Source organism: Micromonospora sp. RV43 (genome assembly GCF_001029515.1).
Taxonomy (GTDB): Bacteria; Actinomycetota; Actinomycetes; order Mycobacteriales; family Micromonosporaceae; genus Micromonospora; species Micromonospora aurantiaca.
The window spans coordinates 20,048-45,395 of the sequence record NZ_LEKG01000012.1 but is presented as its reverse complement, the minus strand read 5'-3'; the positions used below and the strand labels follow the sequence as shown (position 1 = coordinate 45,395).

The following is a 25,348-nucleotide window of genomic DNA, read 5'->3' as shown; positions in this document are numbered from 1 at the left end:
TCCCCTAGATCGGCGGGCGGGCGTTGCCGCGCATCGCGTCCCAGACGCGCGACGGCGTCAACGGCATGTCGGCATGCCGTACGCCGAAGGGTTCGAGGGCGTCGACGACCGCGTTGACGATCGCGGGCGGGGAGCCGACGGTGGCCGACTCGCCCACGCCCTTCGCGCCGATCGGGTGGTGCGGGGACGGGGTGACGGTGAAGCCGGTCTCCCAGTCGGGCACCTCCAGCGCGGTGGGGATCAGGTAGTCCATGAGCGACGCGCCGAGGCAGTTGCCGTCCTCGTCGAACGCGATCATCTCCATCAGGGCCATACCGACTCCGTCGGCCAGCCCGCCGTGCACCTGCCCCTCGATGATCATCGGGTTGATCCGGGTGCCGCAGTCGTCGACGGCGATGAACCGCCGCACCTTGACCTGCGCGGTGCCGGGGTCGATGTCCACCACGCAGATGTACGCCCCGTGCGGATACGTCAGGTTCGACGGGTTGTAGCAGATCTGCGCCTCCAACCCGCCCTCGACGCCCTCGGGCAGGTCGCCGGCGCCGTGCGCCCGCATCGCGATGTCCTGGATGGTCACGCTCCTGCCCGGGTCGCCCTTGACCCGGAAGGAACCCTTGTCCCACTCCAGGTCGGCGACCGAGACCTCCAGCATGCCGGAGGCGATGATCCGGGCCTTGTCGCGGACCTTGCGGGCGACCAGGGCCGCCGCGGCACCGGAGACGGGTGTGGACCGGCTGCCGTACGTGCCGAGACCGAACGGCGTGTTGTCGGTGTCGCCGTGCACCACGTCGATGTCGTCCGGCGGGATGCCGATCTCCTCGGCGACGATCTGCGCGAACGTCGTCTCGTGTCCCTGGCCCTGGGACTGCACGCTGAGCCGGACCACTGCCTTGCCGGTCGGGTGCACGCGCAGCTCACAGCCGTCGGCCATGCCCAGGCCGAGGATGTCCATGTTCTTGCGCGGGCCGGCGCCGACGGCCTCGGTGAAGAACGCGACGCCGATGCCCATCAACTCGCCCCGGGCCCGCTTCTCCTGCTGCTCGCGCCGCAGGTCGGCGTAGCCGGCCATCTCCATCGCCAGCCGCATGGTCGGCTCGTAGTCGCCGGAGTCGTACACCCAGCCGGTCTTCGTCGTGTACGGGAACTGCTCCGGGCGGATGAAGTTCTTCAGCCGCAGCTCGGCCGGGTCCATGCCCAGCTCGTCGGCGAGGCAGTCGACGATCCGCTCGACGAGGTAGACGGCCTCGGTGATGCGGAACGAACAGGCGTACGCCACACCGCCCGGTGCCTTGTTCGTGAAGACCGCCGTCATCTTGCAGTACGCGGCCTCGATGTCGTAGCTGCCGGTGAACACCCCGAAGAAGCCGGCCGGGTACTTCACCGGCGCGGCGGTGCCGTTGAAAGCGCCGTGGTCGGCGAGGACGTTGGTGCGGATGGCCAGGATCCGGCCGTCACGGGTCGCCGCGATCTCACCACGCATGATGTAGTCGCGGGCGAAGCCGGTGCTGATCAGGTTCTCGAAGCGGTCCTCCATCCACTTCACCGGCTTCCCGGTGACGATCGACGCGACGATCGCGCAGACGTATCCCGGATAGATCGGCACCTTGTTGCCGAAGCCGCCGCCGATGTCCGGCGAGATCACCTGGATCTTGTGCTCGGGGATGCCCGCCACCAGGGCGTAGAGGGTGCGATGCGCGTGCGGGGCCTGCGTGGTGGACCAGAGGCGCAGCTTGCCGTCGACGGGGTCGAAGTCGGCGAGCGCCCCGCAGGTCTCCATCGGCGCGGGGTGCACCCGCGGATAGACCAGGTCCTGGCTCACCACGACGTCCGCGCGGGCGAACACGGCCGCGGTGGCCGCCTCGTCACCGGTCTCCCAGTCGAAGCAGTGGTTGTCGGTCTTGCCGTCGAGATCGTCGCGGATCACCGGGGCGCCCGGTTCGAGCGCGCGGCGGGCGTCGACGACCGGATCGAGGACGTCGTACTCGACGTCGATCAGCTCCAGCGCGTCACGCGCCGCGTACTTGTCCTCGGCGACGACGAACGCCACCTCCTGGCCCTGGAAGCGCACCTTGTCGGTGGCGAGCACGGCCTGCACGTCGTTGGAGAGCGTCGGCATCCAGGCCAGGCCCTGCTCGGCCAGCATCGCCCCGGTCACGACAGCTTTGACGCCGGGTGAGGCCTCGGCGGCGCTCGTGTCGATGCTCAGGATCCGCGCGTGGGCCACCGGCGAGCGGAGGATGGCCAAATGCAGCATGCCGGGCAGCCGGACGTCGTCGACGAACCGGCCCCGGCCGCGTACGAACCGCGGATCCTCCTTCCGCAGCATGCGGCCGTAGCCCACCGGCTTCTGGTCGTTGTCGTGGAAGGTGTCCACGCGCTCGTGCACAGTCGTCATACGACGCTCCCGGCGGGCCGGCCGGCGTTGTCGATCTCGCCGGCTTCGCGTGATTCGGTGGTCTCGGTGACCGCGGCGGCCGCGTTCGCCTCGTGCACGGCGGCCCAGCGCACCGAGCGCACGATGGTGGCGTAGCCCGTACAGCGGCAGATCTGACCGGAGATCGCTTCGCGGATCTCCGCCTCGGTCGGGTCCGGGTTGCGGTTCAGCAGCGCGCGAGCAGTCATCATCATGCCGGGCGTGCAGAAGCCGCACTGCAGGCCGTGGCACTGGATGAAGCCCTGCTGGACCGGGTCGAGCTCCCCGCCCTTCGCCAGGCCCTCGACGGTACGCACCTGGTGTCCGCCGGCCATCGCGGCCAGCACTGTGCACGACTTCACCGGTTCGCCGTCGAGCCAGACGACGCAGGTGCCGCAGTTGCTGGTGTCGCACCCCGCGTGCGTTCCGGTCAGGCCCAGCACGTCGCGCAGGAAGTGCACAAGCAGCAGGCGGCCCTCGATCTCCCGGGTGACCTCGACGTCGTTGACGGTCATGGTGACCTGCATGCTCAGCTCCTCGCCCGTTCCACGGCCCGGCGCAGGGTCCGTCTGGTCAGCTCGTCGGCCAGGTGCCGCTTGTAGTCCGCGCTGCCCCGCTGGTCGGTGGCCGGATCGCAGCTGCGCGCGGCGATCGCGCCGGCCTGCGCGAAGAGGCCCTCGCCGGGCTCCTGCCCGCGCAGCGCCGCCGAGATCTCCGGGATACCGGTGGTGTTCGGACCCACAGCGGCCAGCCCGACCCGGGCGTCGGAGATCACGTCGCCGTCGAGCCAGACCGCGGCACCCGCCGAGACCACCGCCCAGTCGCCGGCCCGGCGCTCCACCTTCTCGTAGGCGCTGCCGCAGCCGGGCCGCACCGGCAGCCGGATCTCGACCAGGATCTCCCCGTCGCCGACAGCCGTCTCGTACGGCCCGACGTGGAACTCCTCCATGGACACCACCCGCTCGGCGCCGCCCGGCCCCCGGATCACACAGCTCGCGTCCAGGGCGGTGCAGACCGCGGACAGGTCCTCCGACGGGTCCGCCTGGCAAAGGGAGCCGCCCAGTGTGCCCCGGTTGCGCACCACCGGATCGGCGATCACCCGTTCGGCGTCGGCGAAGATCGGGAAGGCCGCCGTCAGGGTGGCGGACTCAAGCAGTTCCCGATGCCGGGTCAGCGCACCGATGCGTAGCTCGTCCGGGCCCGCCTCGATGTAGCCGAGCTCGTCGTGGAGATCGTTGATGTCGATGAGATAGTCGAAACTGGCCAGCCGCAGCTTCATCATCGGCAGCAGGCTGTGCCCGCCGGCGATCAGCCGGGACGTGCTGCCCAGCCGTTCCATCAGGCTGATGGCATGGTCCACACTGGTTGCTCGTTCGTACTCGAACGGGGCCGGCACCTGCATGTCGCACCTCCGGAAGTCGTCAATGTGGTGCCGGTGCCCGCGGAAGTCAACGCCGACCTAAGCAAGTCCTTAGGTCGGCGTTGACGGTGCCGCTGCTGCTCACGGATCGTGCGGCAATGCGAGACATCGTCAACGGGTTGACCGCGTGGCGTGCCGCCGGCGTCCGGTTCGCCGTCGCGACAGTCGTGCGGACCTGGAAGTCGGCGCCCAGACCGCCGGGCGCGGCCATGGCGGTCTGCGCCGACGGTGAGGTCGTCGGCAGCATCTCGGGAGGTTGCGTCGAGGGCGCGGTGTACGAGCTCTGCCAGGAGGCCATACGCACCGGCCAGGCACGCACCGAGACGTACGGTGTCGGCGACGACGACGCCTTCGAGGTGGGCCTGACCTGCGGCGGCACCATCGAGGTCCTGGTCCAGCCGGACGTCGTCCTGACCGAGCCGGACGCGGTGCTCGCCGCGATCCGCGCGGGTGCGCCGGTGGCGACGGCGTCGGCCGGGACAGCCCAGATGGTGGTCTGGCCCGACCGGGTGGCCGGCACCCTCGGCGGCGCCGACCTGGACCGCGCGGTGGCGCGGCAGGCTGAGGGCATGCTCGCCCTCGGCACCACCGGAACCGTTCGACTCGGTACGCGCGGGCAGCAGCGGCACGACGAGGTGTCCGTCTTCGTCCAGTCGTACCTGCCGCCACCACGGATGATCGTCTTCGGCGCGATCGACTTCGCCGTCGCGGTGGCCCGGATCGGCCGCTTCCTCGGCTATCACGTCACGGTGTGCGACGCCCGTCCGGTGTTCGCCACCCGCAAGCGGTTCCCCGATGCCGACGACCTCGTCGTCCAGTGGCCGCACACGTACCTGGAGTCGACAGCAGTCGACGAGCGGACAGTGCTCTGCGTCCTCACCCACGACCCGAAGTTCGACGTCCCGCTGCTTGAGGTCGCCCTGCGCACCCCGGTCCGCTACATCGGCGCGATGGGCAGCCGCCGCACCCACGCCGACCGGCTGCGCCGCCTGCGCGAGACGGGTGTGGACGAGGCCGCCCTCGCCCGGCTCTCCTCACCGATCGGACTCGACCTGGGGGCGCGTACGCCGGAGGAGACAGCCGTGGCGATCGCCGCCGAGTTCGTCGCCCTGGCCGCGGGAGGGTCCGGCCGGCGGCTGACGGACCTCGACACCCCGATCCACCACCGCTGAGCGGACCAGCGGCGGACGTGTCACCCCCGGCTCAGGCCGAGCGCCTCGTCCACCCGGTCCAGCACCGCCACGTCGTCGTGGCCGACACCGCGCAGCAGGTCGATCGCGGTCGCCCGGATCTGCCCGACGATCATGGTGACCGGCAGTGGCGGATCGGTCCGCAGCAGGCCCGCGGCGATCCGGACCGCCTCCAGCGCCGCCGCGTCGGCCCGCTGCGCGTCCCGGTCGGCGTCGGCGCCGGTGAGGTCGTGGGCCATGGCCTCACCAGCCGACCGTACGGCGGAGGTCAGCGCGCCGATCGCGGCGGCCAGCTCCGGCGGCGTGGCGGTGTGCCGGCGGGTCAGGGTCACACCGGCCCGGGCCAGCACCCGGATGTTGCGGGCGGCGTAGTCGAGCTGCCGCAGCGTGGCCTCCACCTCGACGAGCTTGCCCAGGTGCCGGCGGCGCAGTCCCAGCCGCAGCGTCTCACCGGTGGCGAGCACGGCGGCCTGCATCTCGGCGACGCAGTCGTCCACCTGCCGCGCCCGGTCCAGCGCGGCGCGGGCGGCGTCCTCGTCGCAGCCCCGCAGCGCCGCGTTGACCTGGTCGAGCAGGTCGGCCAGGTCGGTGTAGCTGCGCCGGGCCTGGGCCACCAGTGGTGCCAGCGGGTCACGGGCGGCCATCAGCTGGCTGGCGGCAAGCGCCACGGCGCCACCGATGAGCGCGTCGACGAAGCGGAACGGCATCAGCGTCCCGTTCGGCGCGGAGACCACGACCAGGTACATGGCCGAGACGGTGGCCTGCACGACCAGGGCACGGCGGGCCCCGATCACCACGAGCGTCGTGGTGGTCAGCAGCAGCACCAGCAGGACCGTCTCGGTGCCTGGGCCCAGCGCGTACACGAGCAGCTCCGCGACGAGCACGGCTGCTGCCACGGCGAACAGGATCTCGACGGTCTGCCGCAGCCGTCGCCCGCGGGACTCGCCGAGCACGACGAGCGCGGCGGTCGGCGCGAAGAACGGGTCCGGGTGCCGGATCACCACCGCCGCCACGATCCACGCGACCACAGCGGCGGCGGTCAGCTCGACCACTGTCATCCCGTCGCCGCGCAACCGCGCGACGGCGTCGCGTACCCAGGTCCGCACCGGTGGTACCCCTCTCGCCGGGCAGGCCGGGACCGGCCGCCGATCGATCTTCCGCGAGGAGGCCCACTACCCCGGCTGTGACCTGCTCAATCGCTCGGGTGGCGGGCGGCAGGTGGAACGGACGACGAGTCGGCAGGCGAGCGCCCGGGCCGGTGGTAGCGCCTGCTGTACCCGGATCGGGCAGCCCGCTGGATGGTCGCCGTTCCTCCAGGTCAATAGCGTTTCTGGTGCGCGCAGTTCCTGCCGATGACACGGAGAGAGGCCACCAGAATGCCGGACCATCCGGGACGCACCGTCGAACCGGCGGTACGTGTCGAACAACTCACCCGCGTGTACGGCACCGGCCGCAACCAGGTGACCGCGCTCGCGGGCGTCGATGTCGGCTTCGGCCGGGGGACCTTCACCGCGGTGATGGGCCCCTCGGGCTCCGGCAAGAGCACGCTGTTGCAGATCGCGGCCGGGCTTGACCGCCCCACGAGCGGTCGGGTGATCCTCGGCGGCACCGACCTGTCCGGGCTGTCCGAGACGCGCCTGACCGAGCTGCGTCGTACCCGGATCGGGTTCGTCTTCCAGGCGTTCAACCTGATCGGCGCGCTCACCGTCGAGGAGAACATCGTGCTGCCCCTGCGTCTGGCCGGCGTCCGCCCGGACCGGACCTGGCTGACCCACGTGGTCGAGCGGGTCGGCCTCGCCGACCGGCTGCACCACCGGCCGGCGGCGCTGTCCGGCGGCCAGCAGCAGCGGGTGGCGATCGCCCGTGCGCTGGCCACCCGCCCCGAGGTGATCTTCTCGGACGAGCCCACCGGCGCCCTCGACTCGCGGACCGCGGCGGAGGTGCTGACGCTGTTGCGCGCGGTCGTGGACGAGCACGGGCAGACGGTGGTGACGGTGACTCACGACCCGATCGCCGCGTCGTACGCGGATCGGGTGCTCGTGCTGGCCGACGGTGCGATGGTCGCCGACCTCCCGCAGCTCGGAGCCGTCCGTATCGCCGAGCACCTGGCCTCGCTGGACGGGCGGGTCCTCCGATGACCGGCCTCGCCGCCCGCCTGCTGCGGCACCGCACCGGCCCCGCCGCCGCGACCCTGCTGGCCCTGATCGCCGGCGTGCTGATCCTGGTGGCGATGGGCACGCTCGTCGAGTCAGGGCTGCGGTTCCGCCCGGAGCCGCGGCTCTGGGCGAGCGCCGACGTGGTCGTCGCCAACCGCACGATCAGCCACACGTTCCGCGAGTTCGACGGTGACACCACCACGAGCACCGTGACGCTGCCCGAGGGCGGCACCGTGGACGCCGACCTCGTGGACCGGATCAGCCGGGTGCCGGGCGTCACGGCAGTCACCGGCGACCACGCGGTGCTGATCGGCTCACCCGCGGCGGTAGGACACGGCTGGGGCACCTACGCCTTCACCGGCCGTTCCCTCGCCGCCGGTGCCGCGCCCCGGAACGACGACGAGGTGGTGGCCGACACCCGGCTCGGCGTGACGCCCGGCGACCGCATCGCGCTGGTCGTCGGCGGGATCAGCCGGTCGTACCGGGTGAGCGGAACCGCCGAGACCGGTTCGGCGGCGGTGTTCTTCACCGACGCGCAGGCCGCCCGCTTGTCCGCGTACCCGGGCCGGGTGGACGCGATCGGCGTACGGACGGCGCCCGGCGCCGACCTCGGCGCGGTGCGGGAGATCGCGTCGGCGGCCGGTGCCACGGCGTACGCCGGAAAGGACCGCGGGAAGGCCGAGCAGCCGGAGAACCAGGCCGCACAGAGGTTGCCGGTCGAGGCCGGGTCGGCCTTCGGGGGGTACGTCGTCCTGCTGATCGTGTTCGTGGTGGCCGGCACCATCGGGCTGTCCGTCCGGCACCGTCGGCGTGACCTGGCGTTGCTGCGCGCGGTCGCCGCCACGCCTGGGCAGGTGCGCCGCATGCTGGTCGCCGAGGCCACGCTGCTCGCCCTGGCCGGCTCCGCGATCGGCGGCCCGGCCGGCCTGCTGGCGGCCCGCTGGGTGCACGGCGAACTGGTCGGGCGGGGGTTCGTGCCGGCCGGCTTCCCGATGGTGGGCGGTCTGTTCGCGGTGCCCGCCGCCATCGGTACGGCGGTCCTCGTGGCGGTGGTCGCCGCGCTGATCGCCGCACGCCGGGTCACCGCCATCAAACCGATCGAGGCGCTCGGCGAGATCGCTGTCGAACCCCGGCGCAGCGGCCCGGTACGGCTGATCGCCGGCGTGCTGACGCTGATGGCGGCCGGCAGCTCCGGAGCGTTCACGCTCGGCGCCGCCGGGTCGGCCGGGGCGCTGGCCGGCGCGGTCGGCATGCTCTACCTGTTCGTCATCGCGGTGGCGCTGCTCGCACCGATGATCAACGCGTACGCGGCACGCCTGCTCACCCCGGTGCTGCCGCGGATCTGGCGGGCCGGCGGATACCTGGCCGCGGCCAACCTGCGGGCCAACGCGCAGGGCATGGCGACGGTCCTGACCGCCCTCGTGCTGTCCGTCGGGTTCGGCGGCTCGGTCTGGTTCCTGCAGAACAACCTGGAACGGCAGACCACCACGCAGAGCAGCGCGGGAACACTCGCCGAGCGGGTGCTCGTCGCTCCGGGTGGACTGCCCGCGGACGCGGCGGGGGAGATCCGCGAGCTGGACGGGGTGCAGGCGGCCACCGGGGTACGCCGCACCCAGGTCGTGGTGCGGGCGCTCGGCGGCATCGAGCCGGTCGGCGCGCAGTCCGTCGACCCGGCGGGCGTCACGTCGACGATGGACCTCGCCGTGCGCAAGGGCACCCTGGCAGACCTGCGCGCCGGCACCGTCGCCCTGTCCACGACGCAGGCGTCCTCGTCCGGCTGGGACGTCGGCGACAAGGCGGAACTCTGGCTGGGCGACGGCACCCCTGTCACGTTGGACGTCGTCGCGATCTACGACCGTGGCCTCGGCTTCGGCGACGTCACCCTGGCTGCCGGGACGGTTGCCGGGCACACGGCGGGGAACACAGTCGACGAGGTCCTGGTCCGCGGCGGCCCGGACGCCGGCACCGCGTTGGCTGCGTGGGCGGCGGCGCGGCCCGGCGCCGAGGTTCTCGACGCCGCCACCCGTACGCGCCTGCTCGGCACCGATCTGGCGCTCGGCGCCTGGCTGAACCGGCTGCTGATCGGCGTGATGGTCGGGTACGCGGCGCTGGCGGCGGCCACCACGATGGTGATGGCGGCGCTGGCCCGCCGCCGCGAGCTGGCGCTGCTGCAACTGGTCGGGGTCACCCGCCGTCAGATCCGCGGGATGGTCCGGGCCGAACAGGCCGGGTTGCTCGGCACGGCGGTGCTGATCGGCGCGACGATCGCGGTGCTGACGCTGAGCGCGATCGTCAACGGACTGACCGGCAGCCCGATCCCGTACGTGCCGCCGCTCGGGTGGGCGGCGGTGCTCGGCGGTACGGCACTGCTGGCGTTGGTGAGCACGGTGTGGCCCGTCCGGCGGCTGCTCAGCGCTCCGCCGATCGACAACATCGGCCTGAAGGAGTAGGACCGGCGGCGGGGCGGGTCCGGTGCGTCAACCCGGTTGTGCGCCGGTGCCCGGCCTGGCAGCCTGGCCGCTTCGGTCCGACGAGAGGCGGCCATGACGCGGACATTCCTGCAACCGGATGACCTGCACGACCTGGTGTCGGACCAGTTCGGCTCGGACCGGCGGCTCGCTGCCCTGGACCGGCTGACGGGCGGCACCAAGAAGGGCGTCTACCGGCTTCGGCTGGACGACCGGACAACCGTGATGCTGTACGTGTGGGCCGCGGGCGAGAACTACTGGCCGCCGTCACCGGCGGTCCCGGACGACCCGTTCACTGATGCGTCGGGTGCGGATCTCTTCGCCGCCGCCCACGCGGCGCCCACCGGGGAAGGAGTGCGTGTCCCGCATCTGTTGATGATCGACCGGGACGGCAGTCACCTCGACGCCGACATCGCGCTTGTCGAGGACGCGGGCGCGCTGCGGCTGGAGGCGTTGGTGGAACACGATCCGGCCGCTGCCGTCACGCCGCTGTCCGCGCTCGGTGACGCCCTGCGCCGCATGCACACGGCCTTCGGGCCGCACTACGGAAAGGTCGCGGCCATCGCCCGAGGTGAGGCGTCACAGACGCGACGCACCGAGGACGTGATCGTCGGCCGCGCGCTCGGCCACCTCGACGCGGCAGCGGCCCGCGACGCCCGGCTGGCCGATGCCCACCACCGGGTCGCCGCCCACGTACGCCACCTCAGGAGCGCGGTCACCCCACGCGAGGAGTACGGGCTGGTGCACGGTGAACTCGGCCCGGATCACGTGCTCGTCACACCGGCCGGTGAGGCCGTCATGATCGATTTTGAGGGGCTGACGTACTTCGACGTCGAATGGGACCACGCCTGGCTGCAAATGCGTTTCGGCGAGACATACCCGGCGCTGCGCCCGGTCGCTCTCGACCCCCACCGGCTGGCGCTCTACCGATACGCGCAGACGTTGTCCTTGATCGAAGGGCCACTGCGGATCGCGGACACCGACTTTCCGGATCGGAAGTGGATGCTGGACCTGGCCGAGTGGAACAGCACCAAGGCGCTCGCCGCGATCTGACGGCAGCCCGGCACCACGGGACCGTGCGCGAGGGTGTCTCAGTCGGCCGGACCGACGTGTGCCGCGAGCAGGCGCCACCCCTCGTCCTCGTCGAGGATCCATGTGCGCGTGTAGCGGACCCGGGCGACGAACGGCTCGCCGGCAAGGGTGCCTTCCAGCGTGCCGAGGAACCACGTCACCCCGGTGCCGCCGACGGCGAGCACGGCCAGGTCCTCCTCGTCGACCCGGGTCATCGTCTGCTGGCCGGATCGGTGCGCGTGCAGGTCGTCCTGCTTGGAGTAGAGACGGCCGTCAGGCCCGGTGAACACGAGGCGGTCGTCGATCAGCCGATCCAACTCCGCGACGTCGGAGGACAGCTGGGCACGTTGAAGACGCCGTTCAGCGGCGCGTAAGCCCTCGACCCCGGCGAGATCCGCGCCGCCGTTCCCCGTGGGAAAATCATCGTCGTTCACTGTAGATAACCTAACAGCGATCTCCGGGAACCGGTATCGGGCGGATGACCGCCTGTGCAGGTCAGCGGGGATGGCTAGGTTCGCCCGGTGCCCAACATGATTACTGCGGCGTCCGCAGGCACCTGGACGCTCGGCGACCTGACCGTCAACCGGATCGGATTCGGCGCGATGCGCCTGACCGGCAACCGCGGTGTGGCGAGCGACCGCGAACGCGTCATCGGCGTGCTGCGCCGGGCGGTCGAGCTCGGCGTCAACCACATCGACACGGCGGCGTTCTACTTCTCGCCACTGCGGTCGGCCAACGAGCTGATCAACACGGCGCTCTCGCCGTACGCCGACGAACTGGTCATCACCACGAAGGTCGGGCCGGGCCGCGACCCCTCCGGCGAGTGGCTGCCGCTGGCCCGGCCCGACCAACTGCGCGGACAGGTCGAGGAGAACCTGCGCCAGCTGGGCCGTGACCACCTGGATGTCGTCAACCTGCGCCAGAACGGGCTGGAGTCGGTCGCGGAGCACTTCGGCGCGCTGGCCGACCTGCGGGACGCCGGGCTCATCCGGCATCTCGGCCTGTCGAACATCCGTCCGCAGCACCTCGCGCAGGCACAGGCGATCGCCCCGGTGGTCTGCGTGCAGAACCCGTACGGCGTCGACACCCGACGTGTGCACGACCAGCTCGTGCGCACCTGCGGGGAGCAGGGCGTCGCCTTCGTGCCGTTCTTCGCGATCGCCGGCGACGGACGTGAGGCAGGTGGCGTGGCCGGCAACGAGGCGGTGGCGGCCGTCGCCCGGGCGCACGGGGCGACGCCGGCGCAGGTGCGCATCGCGTGGACCCTCAGCCGCGGGCCGCACATGCTGGCCATCCCCGGTACGGGCGATCCCGACCATCTGGTCGAGAACCTGGCCGCCGGGGCGCTGCGCCTGTCCCCCGAGGAACTGGCCCGGCTCGACTAGCGGCGCCCTGCCACGAGTCCACGACCCTCGACGGAAGGTCTCACCTTTGCCGGCAGCGGTTACGTCGGCGTTCCTGGCCGGGATGGCCCTGATCGCCGTGGAGGCCGTCTAGCTCGCCTGCTTCGTCGCGGCGCCGCAGTCCAGCTCGCGCCACTGCCCACCATCGGTCGGGGCCAGGATGGCGGCGCTGAGTTCGGTCACGAATGCCCGGACCTCGTCGAACCGGCCGGGATCGGTGTCCTGGCCGGAGTCGTACCACCAGCCGCGCGCCCAGGCGATGAGGTCTACCCATCGAGGGCAGGCGGTGATGGTCTGCTCGGCGGCCTGCCGCTTGGACAGTTGCCGGCCATGGCGCAGGCGCTGGAACGCCCGGCAGAGCGTGAGCACCGCGTACGACTGGGCTCCAGGTGGGGTCATCTCGAGCACCCAGGCCGGCCAGTCGCGGACGTGGTCCAGCAGAGCCGCGCTGACCAGGCCGGGGTCGGCGGCGGGGAGCAGCTCACCGGCCGGCGGTCCCAGCAGCGTACGGCCGTGGTCGTGCACGGCGGACCAGGTCACGACGCGGTGGGTGGTGGCGGGCAGCAGGTGCAACGACTCGCCGGGACTGATCCGGGCGATCACGTGATCCCGGCCGGGATCGGCGCGCACCGCGTCCAGTGACACGTACTCCACCTCGATCCGGCCGGCCCACTGCGGGTGCCGCCGGTCGAGGTCGGAATGCAGTTCGGCGAGTACGTCGAGGAGCTTCTCGTCCGGATCGTCGGTGAGCACCGCGAGCAGGTCGAGGTCGCTGCGGTTCACGGCGAAGTCGCCTGCCACCAGCGAGCCGTGCAGGTACAGGCCCAGGAGCCTGCCGGCCAGCGCCCGGCGCCACGCCTCGCGGAGATCGGAGAGAACCATGTCAGGTGGGACCACCAGGTGATCCTGCGCCGCGGCCCGCCTGGCCGCCATCGAGTAAGTCGACCCGTCCACGCCGGCAGTACGCCGAGGCTCGGCTGACCCCGGCATCAACCACCTCGGACGGCACGCTTCTGCCATGGCAGTCATCGAGGTGGCCAGCCTCGTCAAGCGCTACGGCGAGCACACCGCTGTGGACGGCGTCAGCTTCGCCGTCGAGCAGGTCGAGATCGTCGGCATCGACCCGCAACACGACAACGGGAAGCTGCGGGAGCTGCTCGGCGCGCAGCTCCGGCAGCTCTCCGGCGGGCAGAAGCAGCGGCTGTACGCGCAACCGCATGCGCCGGTCGCGCCTACGTGCTCGGCGGGTTGCGGTGCCGCTCCGCGAGACCCGATGTGGCCTGCCGCTGCGCGTCGTGCCGGTGCTGGTCGGCGGCGGCCCGGCGGACCGCAGCCGAGTCCTCGTCTGACGGGCGCCTCGACCGGTCGCGCCGGGCGACGAAGACGACGAGCGCGAGCAACACCACCGCGGCCACCGCGAGCGACACCACAATCGTTCTCATGCCGTCGACGCTACGGCGTGCGGGCCAGCTTCGGCGTGGTGCAGCTCAGGGGCTGCTCCGTCCGCCTCCGGATGGCAAGCTCACGTGTCGTGATCGATGACTTTGTGGGCCGTCCGTGAGGGCGGTCATCGTCGCGGCCGCTGTCGCGTTCGTGATCTCCCTGTTCGGCACGCCGGTGGCGATTCGCGTCTTCAGCGCGCTGAAGGCCGGTCAGCCGATCCGGTCGATCGGGCTCGCCAGCAACGAGGGAAAGAAGGGTACGCCCACGATGGGCGGCGTCGTCTTCATCGTGGCCACGGTCCTCGCGTACGTCGCCGGGCATCTCGCCCTGACCACCCTGCCCGAACGGCAGATCGCGCAGGAGGGGCCCACCATGACGGCCCTGGTGCTGCTCGGGTTGTTCGTCTTCTGCGGCGCGGTCGGATTCTTCGACGACTTCCTCAAGGTGCGCCGGCGCAACTCCGACGGGCTGTCCGCCAAGGGCAAGCTGCTCGGCCAGGCGCTCGTCGGCGGCGGGTTCGGCGTGGCCGCGCTGTACGTGCCCAGCACCAACGGCCAGACCGTGGCCAGCGAGCACATCTCGCTCATCCGCGACATCAGTTGGCTGGACGTCGGCAAGGTCGGCGCGGTCATGGTCTTCATCTTCGTGATCACGGCGATGTCCAACGGTGTGAACCTCACCGACGGCCTCGACGGCCTGGCCACCGGCGCGTCGATCCTGGTGCTCGGCGCGTACTCGCTGATCGGCTTCTGGCAGTACCGGCACTGGTGCGCCGACGACGGGTACGCCCGCGTGAACGAGTACTGCTACCAGGTCCGCGATCCGCTGGAGATCGCCATGATCGCGGCAGCCGCGGCCGGTGCCTGTGTGGGCTTCCTGTGGTGGAACACGTCCCCGGCGCGGATCTTCATGGGTGACGTGGGCGCGCTCGGGCTGGGCGGCCTGATCGGCGGGCTCGCGGTGGTGACCCGTACGACGCTGCTCTCGATCCTGATCGGTGGGCTCTTCGTCATCATCACCACGACCTGGGTGATCCAGATCGTCTCGTTCCGGACCACCGGCAAGCGGGTCTTCCGGATGGTGCCGTTGCACCACCACTTCGAGCTGGCCGGCTGGAGCGAGTCCACCATCGTGGTCCGCTTCTGGATCGTGGCCGGTGTCTGCGTCGCGGCCGGCCTGGGCCTGTTCTACTCGGACTTCCTGGCGGCCGTGGGATAGCGACAGGAGACGCCGGTTCAGGTGGACCGCTGGGCGGTGTCGCCGTCGCGGAGGTGGTCCAACTCGGCGAGGTACATCGCCTGGAGGCGGTCGTGGTGCCGGACCAGCAGCCTGACCTCCTCGGCGCTGTAGCCCTCGACGAGCCGTTCCGCCCGCTCGGCGAAACGCTCGTACGGCCGCTCCAGGTCGGCGATCCGCTCCGGCCGCATGGTGACGACGACCCGCCGCCGGTCTGCCGGGTCGCGCTCGGTCGTCACGTAGCCGGCCTGCTGGAGCCGGCGGAGCATGCTGGTGACCGCACCGGTGGTGAGGTTGGTCCGCTCGGCGATCTGCCCCGCGGTGGCGGAGCCGATGTCCGCCAGGTAGTCGAGGCACTCCAGGTCGCTCACGGCGAGGCCCAGCCGCTCCGCGATGGCGTACCGGAACACCATGGACAGCCGCGACGTCTCCCGCCCGGCGCGCATGAGGTCGGCGATCGCGGAGGCGCGGGCCGAATCGTGGGACACGCGGGCAATCATGCCTCCGGCACTGTGACCCGGTGCAGCCGAGGTAGCACGCGGGTGAGCACCCAGTGCGGTGCGGCGGCGCCACCGGTGAGGCGGTGCATCAGCCTCGCGGCGTTGTCGACGGCGTGGAAGGCGTACGGCACCATCTCGTCCTGGTATCCGGCGATCGCCTCCTCCACGGATGTGCCGTTCCGCCGGGCCTCGACCAGCCGGTGGCCGAGCAGTGCGGCGTCGCGCAGCGCGGTGTTGCCGCCATGAGCGCCGAACGGCGGCATGACGTGTACGGCATCGCCCATCATCGTCGCCCGGGGCACCGCCCACCGGAGCGGGCGCCGGCCGGTGGCGAACAGGTTGAGCACAGTGGCGTCCAGTTCCGCCGTGTCGACCAGCCGTCGGACGAGCGGGTGGAAGTCGATGCTCATCCGGGCCGCCACGTGCCACAGCGCCCGCAGGTCCCCGCGGACGCCTTGAGGCAGCTCGTCCCGCCGGAGCAGCAGTGCCCACATGACGTAGTCGTCGCCGGTGGGGGCGTAGCTGCCCGGAGCCAGGCGCGAGAACGCCTCCCGCGGGCTCTCGCCGAACCGCATGGAGGTGAAGAAGAAGGCGCTGCCGGGCCGGTCGGCGATGGACAGGACTCCGCTGGTGCGCAGCGCGTCCGGGATGACGCTTGCGCCGTCGCGCCACAACGGCGACCGGCCGTAGATGCCGGCCATCGGAGTGTCCGCCGGGTCGGCGTCCGGCATGAGCTGTGCGCGCAGCGCCGAGCCGACGCCCTCCGCGCCCACCACGACTGTCGCCGCGGCGGCGCTGCCGTCGGAGAACCGCAGCCGCAGCCCGGCCGGACCGCCGTTGTCCACCGCGACGGCGGCCCTGCCGTAGTGGATGCGCCCGTCCAGCCCGGACTGCAGGATCGACCGCAGGGTCAGCCGGTCCACCTGGCGGGTCTCGTGCGGGTCGTCCTTGAAGGTGATCGTGAAGGCGTCCCGCAGCCGTCTGTCGGTGAAGCGCAGGTGCCCGCCGGGCTCGTCGCCGGTGGCCAGCGCCAGGCGGTACAGCGGGCGGGGCAGGCTCTCGCGCAGCGCCGCCAGCCCGTACCGGTCGAGGATGATCCGGTAGCCCTGCCGCCGGACGAAGGGGCCGGGATCCCGCTCGTAGACGTGCACGTCGATGCCGGCGCGCGTCAGGTACTGGGCCAGGCAGAGGCCGGAGAGGCCGGCGCCGGCGATCGCCACTGAGAAGTCGGTCGATGCACTCATCCGATTACCTTAATCATTAAGATGATTTGAGCAATGGCCACTGTGAACAGTCACCTTGGACGGATACTCAAGTTGGTTGTATATTCGGCTCATGGGATCTGCTTCGCGTCCCGCGCTACGGGAACCGTCGTACTTCGTCCTCGCTGCCCTGCTCAGTGGGCCGCTCCACGGTTACGCCGTGATCAAGAGGGTGACCGAGCTGTCCGACGGGCGGGTGACCCTCGCTGCCGGATCGCTGTACTCGGTGATCGACCGGCTGCTCGGCGAGGAACTCGTCGCCGCCGACGGTGAGGAGATCGTCAACGGGCGTGCCCGTCGCTACTACCGGCTCACCGACGAGGGCTGCCGCGTACTCACCGAGGAGGCCGACCGGCTCGCCCAGGCCGCCCGGGTGGTCACGGACCGCCTGCCGCGCCGGGTCGCATCGCAGGCAAGTGCCCGTCAACCTTCTACCGTGAGGATCAGACCAGCATGAGTTCCGATGTCCTGGAGAGGCGTTACCGCATGCTGCTGCGGGCCTACCCGGCCGGCTACCGCCGGGAACGCGCCGACGAACTGATCGACACGTTGATCGGGGACGAACCCACCACCCGTCGCTGGCCCAGCGCCCGGGAGGCGGTCTCGCTCCTCCGGGGCGGCCTGCGGGTGTACGGCGGCAGCGCCGCGGCCCGTCCCACTGCCGTGCTGTTCTGGCAGGGCATCCACCTCGGCGCCCTGGCGGTGCTGGCGCTGGGTGTCCTCATCGGCCTGGACGACATCGTCGAGGCGTTCCGGTACGGCGGACTCTCGGACCCGGTGACCGTCCTGCGCAATCAGGGCGTCCACGAGGCCGTGCTGATCGCGGCGCTGGTGGCGCTCGTCGCCGGCCGTGCCCGCACCGCCGCCGTCCTGGCTGTTGCCGGGGCGGTGGTGCCGAGCCTGATCTCCCCGTACCTGTTCCTCAACGGCCTGCCGCAGTGGTGGGCGCCGGTTGTCGCCACGCCGCTGATCGTGCTGGGCCTGCGGCGGCCGGCGGACGTGCCGCCGGCACCTCGCGCCAATGCCGTCCTGGTCACCGCCGGAATCCTCGCCCTGCATCTGATCCCCGCGGGTGGCCTCCGCATGGTCGACGCGGTCCCGCGGATCGTCGCCGCCGCCATGGTGATCGCCGGGGTGGCCGCCTTCCTGTGGGTGGCGACCGCCGACCAGCGACTGCTGATCGCGGTCGTCCCGACCCTCCTGCTGGGCACGCTCCACCAGCTGGACAACGCCGGGTTGACGGAAGAACTGCTGCGCCGGCCGGACGCCCTGCCGTCCCTGACCGTTGCGGTCCTCATGGCAGTCGGCGCGATCGTCTCGACCCGGTTGCGGCAGCGCACCCGCGCCTGACCGGCGGACGGGCGGCCCGGCCCCGGCCGGACCGCCCGGCAGGGGCCACTCCGTCATCGAAGCCCGATGAGGACGCGTGCGGTCGTCAGCGCTTGGCGACGGTGAGCAGCACCGCTGAGTCTTCGAGCGCCTCCAGCGTGTGCCGGCGGTCCGGCACGATCAGCAGATCGCCGGGTGCGCCGTCCCAGGACGTCTCGCCGGCGCCGAGCCGGACCCGGCCGTGCAGGACGTGGACGGTGGCCTCGCCGGGATTCTCGTGCTCGCTGAGCATCTGCCCGGCGGTCAGCGCGATCAGCGTCTGTCGGAGCCTGTGCTCGTGACCGCCGTAGACGGTGGAGCTGCTGCGGCCGCTGGAGGAGCCGTGCGCGAGCTTCAGCTGCTCGCGGGCCAGTGCGGTCAGGGATGACTTCTGCATGAGGTGTCCCATCTCCTCGTCGCGCCGGGCGCGATCCTCGTCCGGGAACCGTAGCGCGGCCGCCCGTCGCCGAACCGCCGGCCCTCGGGGGCACCTGCCTACGGCATGGTGGCCTTCGGGGCGCCCTTGCCCGGATCGATCCGGGTCGGACCGGAAGCCGAGGGGCGGATGTCGAAGTCGAAGATCTCGGTGGGCAGGTAGACGGTCGCGCAGGAGTTGGGGATGTCCACCACGCCGGAGAGCCGGCCCTCGATGGGTGCGGCACCGAGCAGCAGGTATGCCTGTTCCGGCTGGTAGCCGAAGCGGGTCAGGTAGTCGATGGCGTGCAGGCAGGCGCGCTGGTAGGCGAGCTGCGAGTCGAGGTACCGCTGTTCGCCGTCGAGGGTGACCGAGAGCCCGGAGAAGGCCAGCCACTGGGAGAACTGCGGCGGGGTGTCGCCCGGAATGAAGATCGTGTTCTCGGCGACGCCGTACGTCTGCATGCCGTTCTTGATCAGGTCTACGTGCAGGTCGACGAAGCCGCCCATCTCGATGGCGCCGCAGAAGGTGATCTCCCCGTCGCCCTGCGAGAAGTGCAGGTCGCCGAGGGACAGGTTGGCTCCCGTCACGTACACCGGGTAGAAGACCCGGCTGCCGACGGTGAAGTTCTTGATGTCCTGGTTCCCGCCGTTCTCCCGGGGCGGAGCGGTCCGCGCCGCCTCCGCAGCGACCCGGTCGAAGTCGGCGCCGGTGAGGCTGCCGAGGATCGCGTCCTGCGGCTCGGGGGGCAGGGCCAGGGGCGGCACCCGGTCGGGCGCGGTGGCGATCAGCGCCCCCTCCCGCTGGTTCCAGGTCGCCAGCAGCGACGCGGACGGGGCGGTGCCCATCAGCCCCGGGTGGGAGATCCCGGTGAACGAGACCCCGGGGATGTGCCGTGAGGTGGCCTTGTGGCCGGTGAAGTCCCAGACCGCCTTGTAGGCGTCGGGGAATTGCTCGGTCAGGAAGCCGCCACCGTTGCCGGTGGGGAAGATGCCCGTGTAACCCCAGCCCTGGCCGGCCAGCGGACCGGACTCCTGCGGGATGGGGCCCATGTCGAGGATGTCGACCATGAGCAGGTCGCCCGGCTCGGCGCCCTCGACTGCGAACGGGCCGCTGAGAGCGTGGACCCGGGTCAGCGGAGCGTCCCGGATGTCCTCGGCGGAGTCGTCGTTGTGGATCGCGCCGTCGAACCACTCGCGGCAGTGGACACGGAACGACTGTCCGGGCCGTACCGTCGCCACGGGCGGGACGTCGGGATGCCAGCGGTTGTGCCCGACCTTCTCCTGGTCGGTGAACCTCTTCGTGGAGTCGAGGGGGAACAGCAGTTCAGGCACGGTGTCGAGCCCTTCTCGTGGTCACCATCGGGGCAGGCGGGCGTGGGCCGGGTTCGTCGAGTGACGCGCCGGGCGACGGCCGGGCACCCGCCCGACCACCTCCGGCTGTTCCGCGCTGCGCTCGGTCCGGTCCACGGCCTCGCGCAGCGCCGCCGGTATGCGGGTGAGCCGGGGCGCGGAGAACACGCGTGTCGCCGGGAACCCGCATCGGGGGCAGTTCGTCGACGGGCCCGCGGTGCCGACCGGCATCGCGACATCGAAGCTGCCGTCCTGCGCGCAGCGGTACTCGAAGGTGGCCATCGCCGCTTCCCGTCCAGCCTTTCGTGCGTGTGGTGGCCGTTCCGCAGCGGCTCACCCTGTCTATCCGATTGTGACCGATTGCTGACATAAGCGGCGCAAAACGACGAATGAGGCGGAGGTCGCGCCTCGCGGCGGGTTGCGGGGCCGTGGCACCGGCCGAGGTGTGGGACACGTTGGCGATCATCGATGTATGGCGGGCATTGTCGACCTATGGCTGCCGTCTTCTCGTCCTCGCTGTTCCGCCGTCTGCGGCCGGGTCTGACGGCCGCGGTCGTGCTGTCCACGGCCTTGCTCGGTGCCGCTCTGGCCGTCGCGCCGTCGGCGGACGCCGGCACCGCGTACCCCGCTGTCGCCCCGGCGCCCGGCGGCGCAGCGGTGCCCGCCGCGGAGCCGACCGGGACGGCGGCGCCGCCCACCTCGACGCCCAGCACGCCCAGCACCACGCCGTTCCCGCCGAGCGCGCCCACGAACCTGACCGCCACCCAGGTACGGACCACGTCGGTCACCCTCACCTGGACGGCCGCCAGGCCCGGCTGCTGCCCCGTCGCCGGGTACGACGTCACCTACTACCAGGCGTTCGACGACGTGGTCTACGGCATCAGCCTCGGCGACGTCACCTCCACCACGATCACCGGCTACATCCAGCCGGGCCGGCAGTACTCGTTCCGGGTGTCGGCCCGGGACGGGTCCGGGCGCCGATCGCCGTCCACCGACGCGCTGACGGTGGTCACCCCGGTGACCGACACCGGCCCGGACACCACCCCGCCGAGCGCGCCGCAGAACCTCACAGTCGGCGAGGTGACCGCCTCGACCGCCACGCTGTCCTGGTCGCCGTCGACCGACGACGCCGGCGTGCTCGGGTACGACGTCTACCGGTTCGACGGCTGGTTCACCTCGACCCGAGTCGCCACCGTGCCGGGCACCACGTACACGGCGCCGCTGCCCCCGTCGACGCCGCTGCGCAACCTGTACTACGTGCGGGCCCGGGACGCGGCCGGCAACGTGTCGATCGCGTCCAACACGGTCACACTGCCGACGACGTCCACGCCGCCGCCCCCGCCGCCCTCGACCTGCCGGGTGACCTACCGGAACCAGTCCGAGTGGCCTGGCGGTTTCGTGGCCGCGGTGACGGTCCAGAACACCGGGACGACGTCGGTCGACGGCTGGATCGTCACCTTCAGCTTCCCGGGGGACCAGCACGTCACCACCGCGTGGAACGCCACAGTCGGCCAGACCGGCGCCGCCGTGACCGCCCGCAACGCCGACTGGAACCGCGTCATCGCGCCGAACGGCTCCGCGACCTTCGGCTTCCAGGGGCGGTGGAGTGCGAGCGACGCGCCGCCGACCGGCTTCTCGCTCAACGGCGCCCCCTGCACTGTCGGCTGAGAGGAAGTCTCGTGAGCACACCCCACCACCGCCGCGCCCTCGCCGGGGCCGTCACGGCCGTCGCTCTCGCCGTCACCACCACATTCGGGGGTACGCCCGCGCCCGTCGCCGCCGCGAACACGCTCAGCATGCGGGGCGCCGACGTCTCCTCGTTGCAGCGCAGCCTGGATCTGGGCGCGAAGTACTACGACGCAGGCGGGGTGGCGCGCGACCCGCTGGACATCCTCAGGTCCGTCGGCCTCAACTACGTCCGGCTGCGCGTGTGGAACAACCCGGCCAGCGGCTACAACAACAAGAGCAGGGTGCTGGCCCAGGCGCGCGTGGCGAAGGCCAAGGGCCTCAAGGTGCTGATCGACTTCCACTACTCCGACACCTGGGCCGACCCCGGCAAGCAGTACAAGCCCGCGGCCTGGGCCGGGCACAGCCTGAGCCAGTTGCGCAACGACGTGTACGCGTTCACCTACGACGTCTGCGCCGCCCTCCGCGGGCAGGGCACCCTGCCGGACAGCGTGCAGATCGGCAACGAGATCAACGTCGGGATGCTGTGGAACGAGGGCAAGGTCGTCAACAACGACTTCGCCCCGCTGGCCGGCCTGCTGAAGCAGGGCTACAACGCGGTGAAGGCCTGCGGCGGCGGCATCCCCGTGATGATCCACACCGCGAACGCCGACAGCAACGCCAACGCCCGGTGGTTCTACGACGGCATCCGCGCCCAGGGCGTGCAGTGGGACATGACGGCCCTGTCGTACTACTGCATGTGGCACGGCAGCCTGGCGAACCTCTACAACAACATCGTCGACCTGCGGAACCGCTACGGGAAGCCGGTGGTGATCGTGGAGACCGCGTACCCCTTCACCCGGGACAACGCGGACGGCGAGCCGAACGCCATCGGCGACGCGACCTGCGACGGTATCGGCGCGACCTGGGCCGGGCAGGCCCAGGAGTTCGACTGGGTCCAGAACACCGCCCGCAACGCCGGCGCGATCGGTGTCTTCTACTGGGAACCGACCTGGTACGCCGTCAGCGGCAACGGCTGGGATCCGGCGAACATCAACGGCACCGGGAACCAGTGGGACAACATGGCCGTCTTCGACTGGTCCGGGCGGGTGAACCCGGGGGTGCGCTGGACGCCCTGACGGGCCGGCCGGCGCACCCCCGCTCAGCGCTCGAGGAGCCGGCGGATCGAGTGGCGGCGGCCCCACGCGATGAACACGAACAGCGCGAACAGCACCACGGGCGTGAGCACCAGCGCGCCGCCGTGCAGGATGAACGCCTGGGTGACGGCGGCGCCGACCATGAGCAGCGCGAGCCCGACGGCGGCCAGGCCGGCCAGCCGAGGCACGAGCAGCCCGATGCCACCGGCCAGCTCCAGCAGGCCGACGAGATAACGGAACCAGGGCGCGGCGCCCATGTCCTCGAAGGTCTGGACCGCGTTCGTCTCGCCGAACAGCTTGGGGCCGGCGGAGGCGACGATGAGGAAGACCCCGAGGACGATTTGCAGTGCCCACAGCGTCCGGTGCAACCCGCGCGCGACGGGCGGGGGAGTGGTGTCGACGACGGTCATGGTTCTCGTCCCTCCTGGCGGTCAGTTGTGCACTCGCATCCGACATCGATCGGACGCACCAGGTCAGACCGGCGGAGGCGACTGAACTCATCGCGAGGTCTGGCCGGCTCAGCTGATTGGGGACGGAGGCTCGTGGTTTTCGGAGGCGAGGCGTCGCTGTAGGCGGTCGGATTGAGCGACCGATCCGCCGCCTACGCCGAGGCCGCGCCGAGCGGCATGATAGAAGCGATCCCGACTCGCGTTCGCCTGCTGGACCAGTTCCAGTAACGGCTCGGAGTTCTCGTCGACGCCACGGGCTCGGTGTTCGAGTCGCCAGACTGCCTCTCGCCAGTCCTGTGCGGCGACGACGGTGGAAGCGTCCCCGAGCAGCAAGAGGCTCTCCCAGACGAGGGTGTGCCTGATGTCGGCCTCGGCGAGCCGAGGAAAAGCCTCTGCTTCGTTCAGTCCCGAGCGGTACTTGTCCCCGGCCGCGGTAGCCAGCACCTTCAGCGATATCGCCTGAATCTCCTTCAGTACCTGGGCGAACTCGCTGTATGCCTCCAGTCGTCGTTCGTCCCACCGCACGGCCTGGCCGCGCCTCCACTGGCTTCTGGCGGACAGGAAGGCCACCAGGCCTGTGCCCATGGCACCGACAACGACGCCGAGCAACGCCGGCAACTGTGAGATGAACGCGTCCATCGGCGCAAGAGTGTCATTCGGCGGCAACTGGTCGAGCCGGGCCTCCTTCTTCGAATTCAGGCCGACGGTTGTCCGCGCCGCTACGCGGTACGGCTATCCCCAGGCGCGTTCGAGGGCCAAAGCCAGCCGCCTCGTCCACTGCTCTTCGGTTCCCTCGATCCCGGGGTACTCGTCGACGAAGTTGTCCCAGTCGATGCTCCACGTCAGCACGTCCTCGGCGCTGAAGCCGTCCGCCTCGGCGCCCAGCTCCGGCCGCATCAGGCGGCGGACGAGATCCCGGTCCACGCTCGTGGTCTCAGCCAGCAGGACCGCGTCGTACAGGTCCTTGCCCTGCGCGTACGCGTCGGTGGCCAGCCACAGCAGCTTCCAGGCGAGCGCCAGCGCCGCGGGCGCGGCGAGCACCGCAACGGCGACACCGGGGAGCATCACCGTCTCCGGCGGGAGCGGCAGCTCCTCGCCGAAGACGATATCGATCTGTACGTGGCCGTCCGGCGCTCCGGCGATGCCGAACGGGACGACGAGGCGGCGGCCGTCGGCCCGCTCGTACGTCCAGATGGCCGCCTCGCTGATCCGGTCCGGTCGCAGGCCGGCGTCCGGCACGCTCCGGAGGGCGGCCTTGACGGCGTCGAGCAGCGTACGGGCCTCGTCGCTGCCGCTGGTGACCGTGTGCGGGACGACGACGAAGTCCAGATCGCCGGGCTCGCGTGCGGCGGCGCCGACCTGGACCGGCATCAGCGCACTACCCCGCAGCACCAGGTGGCGGCCCACGGGGGCCGCCGCGATCGCCGCAAGCACGCCGGTGAGCGCGGTACGCCGGGCGGCGCTCCACCGCCGGCCGGTCTCGGGCACGAGGAAGTGCGGCTCACCGGCGCGGTACGCGTTCGGGTACTGCTTGAGGGCGGGATCGAACGCGGCGCGCTGGCGGACGGGAGCGTCGGCGGGCAGCGGCTGGTAGGTCGGCGGGAAGCCCCGGGACCGGGCAGGCGCGGACCGCATGGTGTTCTCGCGCTCCGTCACCCAGTCGCTGGGCCGCGTCTTCTCCGGGCTCCCGGGCGGGTCCAGCCAGCCGAGGTCGCGGACCGGTCCGCTGTCGAACACCACGTACTCCTGCTCCACCGCGGCGATCTCGAAGCCGGCGGCGGACACGGCCGCGACGAGGGCCTCCAGGCGCTGCCCGGCCGTGGCGAGCCCGACACGGTAGCAGCGCTGGGTGACGAACCGCTCCTGCACACCGTCGGCGCGTACCCGGCGTGCGTTGCGGGACAGCCGTGCCCCGTGCGGCTCGACCAGGCTGGTGAGCGCCAGTGTCCGCGCCACCGTCGGCCCGGCCAGCAGCAGTTTGACGTGATGCTCGAAGTAGCGGGCGGCCGGCTCCGCCGCGGCCTCCTCGTCCGACTTCGGCACACCGGCAGCCCACGGCGCCACTTCGATCTTCGTGCGGCACACGTGGATCCCGGACGCCTCCACCTCGCCCTGCAGGCGCTCTGCCGCGGCCTGCTGCTCGGCGTGCGTGCCCCGCCCGGTCAGCGTGAGCATCGGCTGGGAGGTGTAGGCACCCTGGTCGAGGACGATGTGGACGAACTTCAGCCCGCGCCGCGCGGCGAGGGCGAACAGCCTCTCCGCGTCGTGCGGCTGGGCCGTTACATGGATTTCGAAGTCCCCCGACACCTCAAGCACCGGCGAAGCCTACGACACGCCGTCCAGCCCGGGCCGCGGCTCTACGGCCGTACCGTCGGGTCGT

At 71.5% G+C, this 25,348-nt stretch carries 26 protein-coding genes; 10 read left to right on the top strand and 16 right to left on the bottom strand.

Annotated elements, in window-relative coordinates; all coding sequences use genetic code 11:
• Positions 1 to 4 precede the first annotated feature (4 nt).
• The 3 genes from ABD52_RS05140 to ABD52_RS05130 are packed head-to-tail and all read right to left on the bottom strand — an operon-like array spanning position 5 to position 3,815.
• Positions 5 to 2,395 (bottom strand): aerobic carbon-monoxide dehydrogenase large subunit, encoded by a 2,391-nt coding sequence (locus ABD52_RS05140; protein WP_047890946.1) that lies wholly within the window; start codon positions 2,393 to 2,395, stop codon positions 5 to 7.
• Positions 2,392 to 2,940, bottom strand: coding sequence for a (2Fe-2S)-binding protein (locus ABD52_RS05135; RefSeq protein ID WP_047890945.1), 549 nt, complete (start codon positions 2,938 to 2,940; stop codon positions 2,392 to 2,394). The genes ABD52_RS05140 and ABD52_RS05135 overlap by 4 nt, the downstream gene beginning before the upstream one ends.
• Before the next feature lie 2 nt (positions 2,941 to 2,942).
• Positions 2,943 to 3,815 carry a xanthine dehydrogenase family protein subunit M gene (locus ABD52_RS05130; RefSeq protein ID WP_013285097.1) on the bottom strand — a complete coding sequence of 291 codons (873 nt, stop codon included), beginning with the start codon at positions 3,813 to 3,815 and terminating at the stop codon, positions 2,943 to 2,945.
• A gap of 116 nt (positions 3,816 to 3,931) precedes the next feature.
• Between ABD52_RS05130 and ABD52_RS05125 the strand changes: the two genes are divergently transcribed.
• A complete protein-coding gene (locus tag ABD52_RS05125) occupies positions 3,932 to 5,005 on the top strand; it encodes an XdhC family protein (protein ID WP_047890944.1) in 1,074 nt (357 codons plus the stop codon).
• A gap of 20 nt (positions 5,006 to 5,025) precedes the next feature.
• Here the strand turns inward: ABD52_RS05125 and ABD52_RS05120 are convergent, their stop codons facing one another.
• Positions 5,026 to 6,129, bottom strand: a complete 1,104-nt coding sequence (locus ABD52_RS05120) for an FUSC family protein (RefSeq protein WP_047890943.1) — start codon at positions 6,127 to 6,129, stop codon at positions 5,026 to 5,028.
• 270 nt (positions 6,130 to 6,399) lie between these two features.
• On the opposite strand from ABD52_RS05120, the gene ABD52_RS05115 reads away from it, so the two are divergent.
• The 3 genes from ABD52_RS05115 (at position 6,400) to ABD52_RS05105 (ending at position 10,700) form a co-directional block, all read left to right on the top strand.
• On the top strand, positions 6,400 to 7,161 hold the full coding sequence (locus ABD52_RS05115; protein ID WP_047890942.1) for an ABC transporter ATP-binding protein: 762 nt from the start codon (positions 6,400 to 6,402) through the stop codon (positions 7,159 to 7,161).
• Positions 7,158 to 9,629 (top strand): ABC transporter permease, encoded by a 2,472-nt coding sequence (locus ABD52_RS05110; RefSeq protein ID WP_047890941.1) that lies wholly within the window; start codon positions 7,158 to 7,160, stop codon positions 9,627 to 9,629. Before ABD52_RS05115 ends, ABD52_RS05110 begins: the two co-directional genes overlap by 4 nt.
• Positions 9,630 to 9,722: 93 nt before the next feature.
• Positions 9,723 to 10,700 (top strand): phosphotransferase family protein, encoded by a 978-nt coding sequence (locus ABD52_RS05105; RefSeq protein ID WP_047890940.1) that lies wholly within the window; start codon positions 9,723 to 9,725, stop codon positions 10,698 to 10,700.
• Positions 10,701 to 10,738: 38 nt separating this feature from the next.
• On the opposite strand, the gene ABD52_RS05100 is transcribed toward ABD52_RS05105, so the two are convergent.
• The gene (locus tag ABD52_RS05100) at positions 10,739 to 11,152 is read right to left on the bottom strand and encodes a nuclear transport factor 2 family protein (RefSeq protein WP_047890939.1); all 414 of its coding nucleotides are present in this window, start codon (positions 11,150 to 11,152) and stop codon (positions 10,739 to 10,741) included.
• Between the two features lie 96 nt (positions 11,153 to 11,248).
• Between ABD52_RS05100 and ABD52_RS05095 the strand changes: the two genes are divergently transcribed.
• Entirely contained in the window at positions 11,249 to 12,103 is an 855-nt protein-coding gene (locus ABD52_RS05095; RefSeq protein ID WP_047890938.1) for an aldo/keto reductase, read from the top strand.
• Between the two features lie 108 nt (positions 12,104 to 12,211).
• Here the strand turns inward: ABD52_RS05095 and ABD52_RS05090 are convergent, their stop codons facing one another.
• Genes ABD52_RS05090 through ABD52_RS05080 form a run of 3 tightly spaced genes read right to left on the bottom strand, consistent with a single transcriptional unit; the run spans position 12,212 to position 13,563 of the window.
• A complete protein-coding gene (locus tag ABD52_RS05090; protein ID WP_047890961.1) occupies positions 12,212 to 13,018 on the bottom strand; it encodes a nucleotidyltransferase domain-containing protein in 807 nt (268 codons plus the stop codon).
• Positions 13,005 to 13,340 (bottom strand): hypothetical protein, encoded by a 336-nt coding sequence (locus ABD52_RS39695; protein ID WP_047890937.1) that lies wholly within the window; start codon positions 13,338 to 13,340, stop codon positions 13,005 to 13,007. The genes ABD52_RS05090 and ABD52_RS39695 overlap by 14 nt, the downstream gene beginning before the upstream one ends.
• 13 nt (positions 13,341 to 13,353) lie before the next feature.
• Positions 13,354 to 13,563: a hypothetical protein gene (locus ABD52_RS05080; RefSeq protein WP_013285106.1), complete on the bottom strand. Its 210-nt coding sequence runs from the start codon at positions 13,561 to 13,563 to the stop codon at positions 13,354 to 13,356.
• Positions 13,564 to 13,678: 115 nt separating this feature from the next.
• On the opposite strand from ABD52_RS05080, the gene mraY reads away from it, so the two are divergent.
• Positions 13,679 to 14,782, top strand: a complete 1,104-nt coding sequence (gene mraY / locus ABD52_RS05075) for a phospho-N-acetylmuramoyl-pentapeptide-transferase (protein ID WP_047890936.1) — start codon at positions 13,679 to 13,681, stop codon at positions 14,780 to 14,782.
• Positions 14,783 to 14,799: 17 nt separating this feature from the next.
• Here the strand turns inward: mraY and ABD52_RS05070 are convergent, their stop codons facing one another.
• On the bottom strand, positions 14,800 to 15,288 hold the full coding sequence (locus ABD52_RS05070; RefSeq protein ID WP_235437346.1) for a MarR family transcriptional regulator: 489 nt from the start codon (positions 15,286 to 15,288) through the stop codon (positions 14,800 to 14,802).
• 8 nt (positions 15,289 to 15,296) lie between these two features.
• Entirely contained in the window at positions 15,297 to 16,544 is a 1,248-nt protein-coding gene (locus tag ABD52_RS05065; protein ID WP_047890934.1) for an NAD(P)/FAD-dependent oxidoreductase, read from the bottom strand.
• Positions 16,545 to 16,635: 91 nt separating this feature from the next.
• On the opposite strand from ABD52_RS05065, the gene ABD52_RS05060 reads away from it, so the two are divergent.
• Positions 16,636 to 17,019 (top strand): PadR family transcriptional regulator, encoded by a 384-nt coding sequence (locus ABD52_RS05060; RefSeq protein WP_047890933.1) that lies wholly within the window; start codon positions 16,636 to 16,638, stop codon positions 17,017 to 17,019.
• Entirely contained in the window at positions 17,016 to 17,912 is an 897-nt protein-coding gene (locus ABD52_RS05055) for a hypothetical protein (protein ID WP_047890932.1), read from the top strand. Before ABD52_RS05060 ends, ABD52_RS05055 begins: the two co-directional genes overlap by 4 nt.
• A gap of 85 nt (positions 17,913 to 17,997) precedes the next feature.
• Here the strand turns inward: ABD52_RS05055 and ABD52_RS05050 are convergent, their stop codons facing one another.
• The 3 genes from ABD52_RS05050 to ABD52_RS05040 all read right to left on the bottom strand — a co-directional run bounded on the left by ABD52_RS05050 (position 17,998) and on the right by ABD52_RS05040 (position 19,979).
• Positions 17,998 to 18,327: a cupin domain-containing protein gene (locus ABD52_RS05050; RefSeq protein WP_013285113.1), complete on the bottom strand. Its 330-nt coding sequence runs from the start codon at positions 18,325 to 18,327 to the stop codon at positions 17,998 to 18,000.
• A 98-nt stretch (positions 18,328 to 18,425) separates the two neighbouring features.
• A complete protein-coding gene (gene fmdA / locus ABD52_RS05045; protein WP_013285114.1) occupies positions 18,426 to 19,679 on the bottom strand; it encodes a formamidase in 1,254 nt (417 codons plus the stop codon).
• Positions 19,680 to 19,700: 21 nt separating this feature from the next.
• Positions 19,701 to 19,979 carry an FmdB family zinc ribbon protein gene (locus tag ABD52_RS05040; protein ID WP_013285115.1) on the bottom strand — a complete coding sequence of 93 codons (279 nt, stop codon included), beginning with the start codon at positions 19,977 to 19,979 and terminating at the stop codon, positions 19,701 to 19,703.
• A gap of 210 nt (positions 19,980 to 20,189) precedes the next feature.
• Between ABD52_RS05040 and ABD52_RS05035 the strand changes: the two genes are divergently transcribed.
• Together ABD52_RS05035 and ABD52_RS05030 are read left to right on the top strand one after the other, a co-directional pair.
• Positions 20,190 to 21,365: a cellulose binding domain-containing protein gene (locus ABD52_RS05035; RefSeq protein ID WP_047890931.1), complete on the top strand. Its 1,176-nt coding sequence runs from the start codon at positions 20,190 to 20,192 to the stop codon at positions 21,363 to 21,365.
• An 11-nt stretch (positions 21,366 to 21,376) separates the two neighbouring features.
• Positions 21,377 to 22,501 carry a glycosyl hydrolase 53 family protein gene (locus ABD52_RS05030; protein ID WP_047890930.1) on the top strand — a complete coding sequence of 375 codons (1,125 nt, stop codon included), beginning with the start codon at positions 21,377 to 21,379 and terminating at the stop codon, positions 22,499 to 22,501.
• A gap of 23 nt (positions 22,502 to 22,524) precedes the next feature.
• Here the strand turns inward: ABD52_RS05030 and ABD52_RS05025 are convergent, their stop codons facing one another.
• From ABD52_RS05025 to ABD52_RS05015, 3 genes are all read right to left on the bottom strand, one after another.
• Positions 22,525 to 22,929 (bottom strand): DoxX family protein, encoded by a 405-nt coding sequence (locus ABD52_RS05025; protein WP_013285118.1) that lies wholly within the window; start codon positions 22,927 to 22,929, stop codon positions 22,525 to 22,527.
• Positions 22,930 to 23,037: 108 nt separating this feature from the next.
• Positions 23,038 to 23,607, bottom strand: coding sequence for a hypothetical protein (locus ABD52_RS05020; RefSeq protein WP_047890929.1), 570 nt, complete (start codon positions 23,605 to 23,607; stop codon positions 23,038 to 23,040).
• 93 nt (positions 23,608 to 23,700) lie between these two features.
• Complete coding sequence (locus tag ABD52_RS05015) at positions 23,701 to 25,284, bottom strand: nucleotidyl transferase AbiEii/AbiGii toxin family protein (RefSeq protein ID WP_047890928.1); 1,584 nt, start codon at positions 25,282 to 25,284, stop codon at positions 23,701 to 23,703.
• Positions 25,285 to 25,348 lie beyond the last annotated feature (64 nt).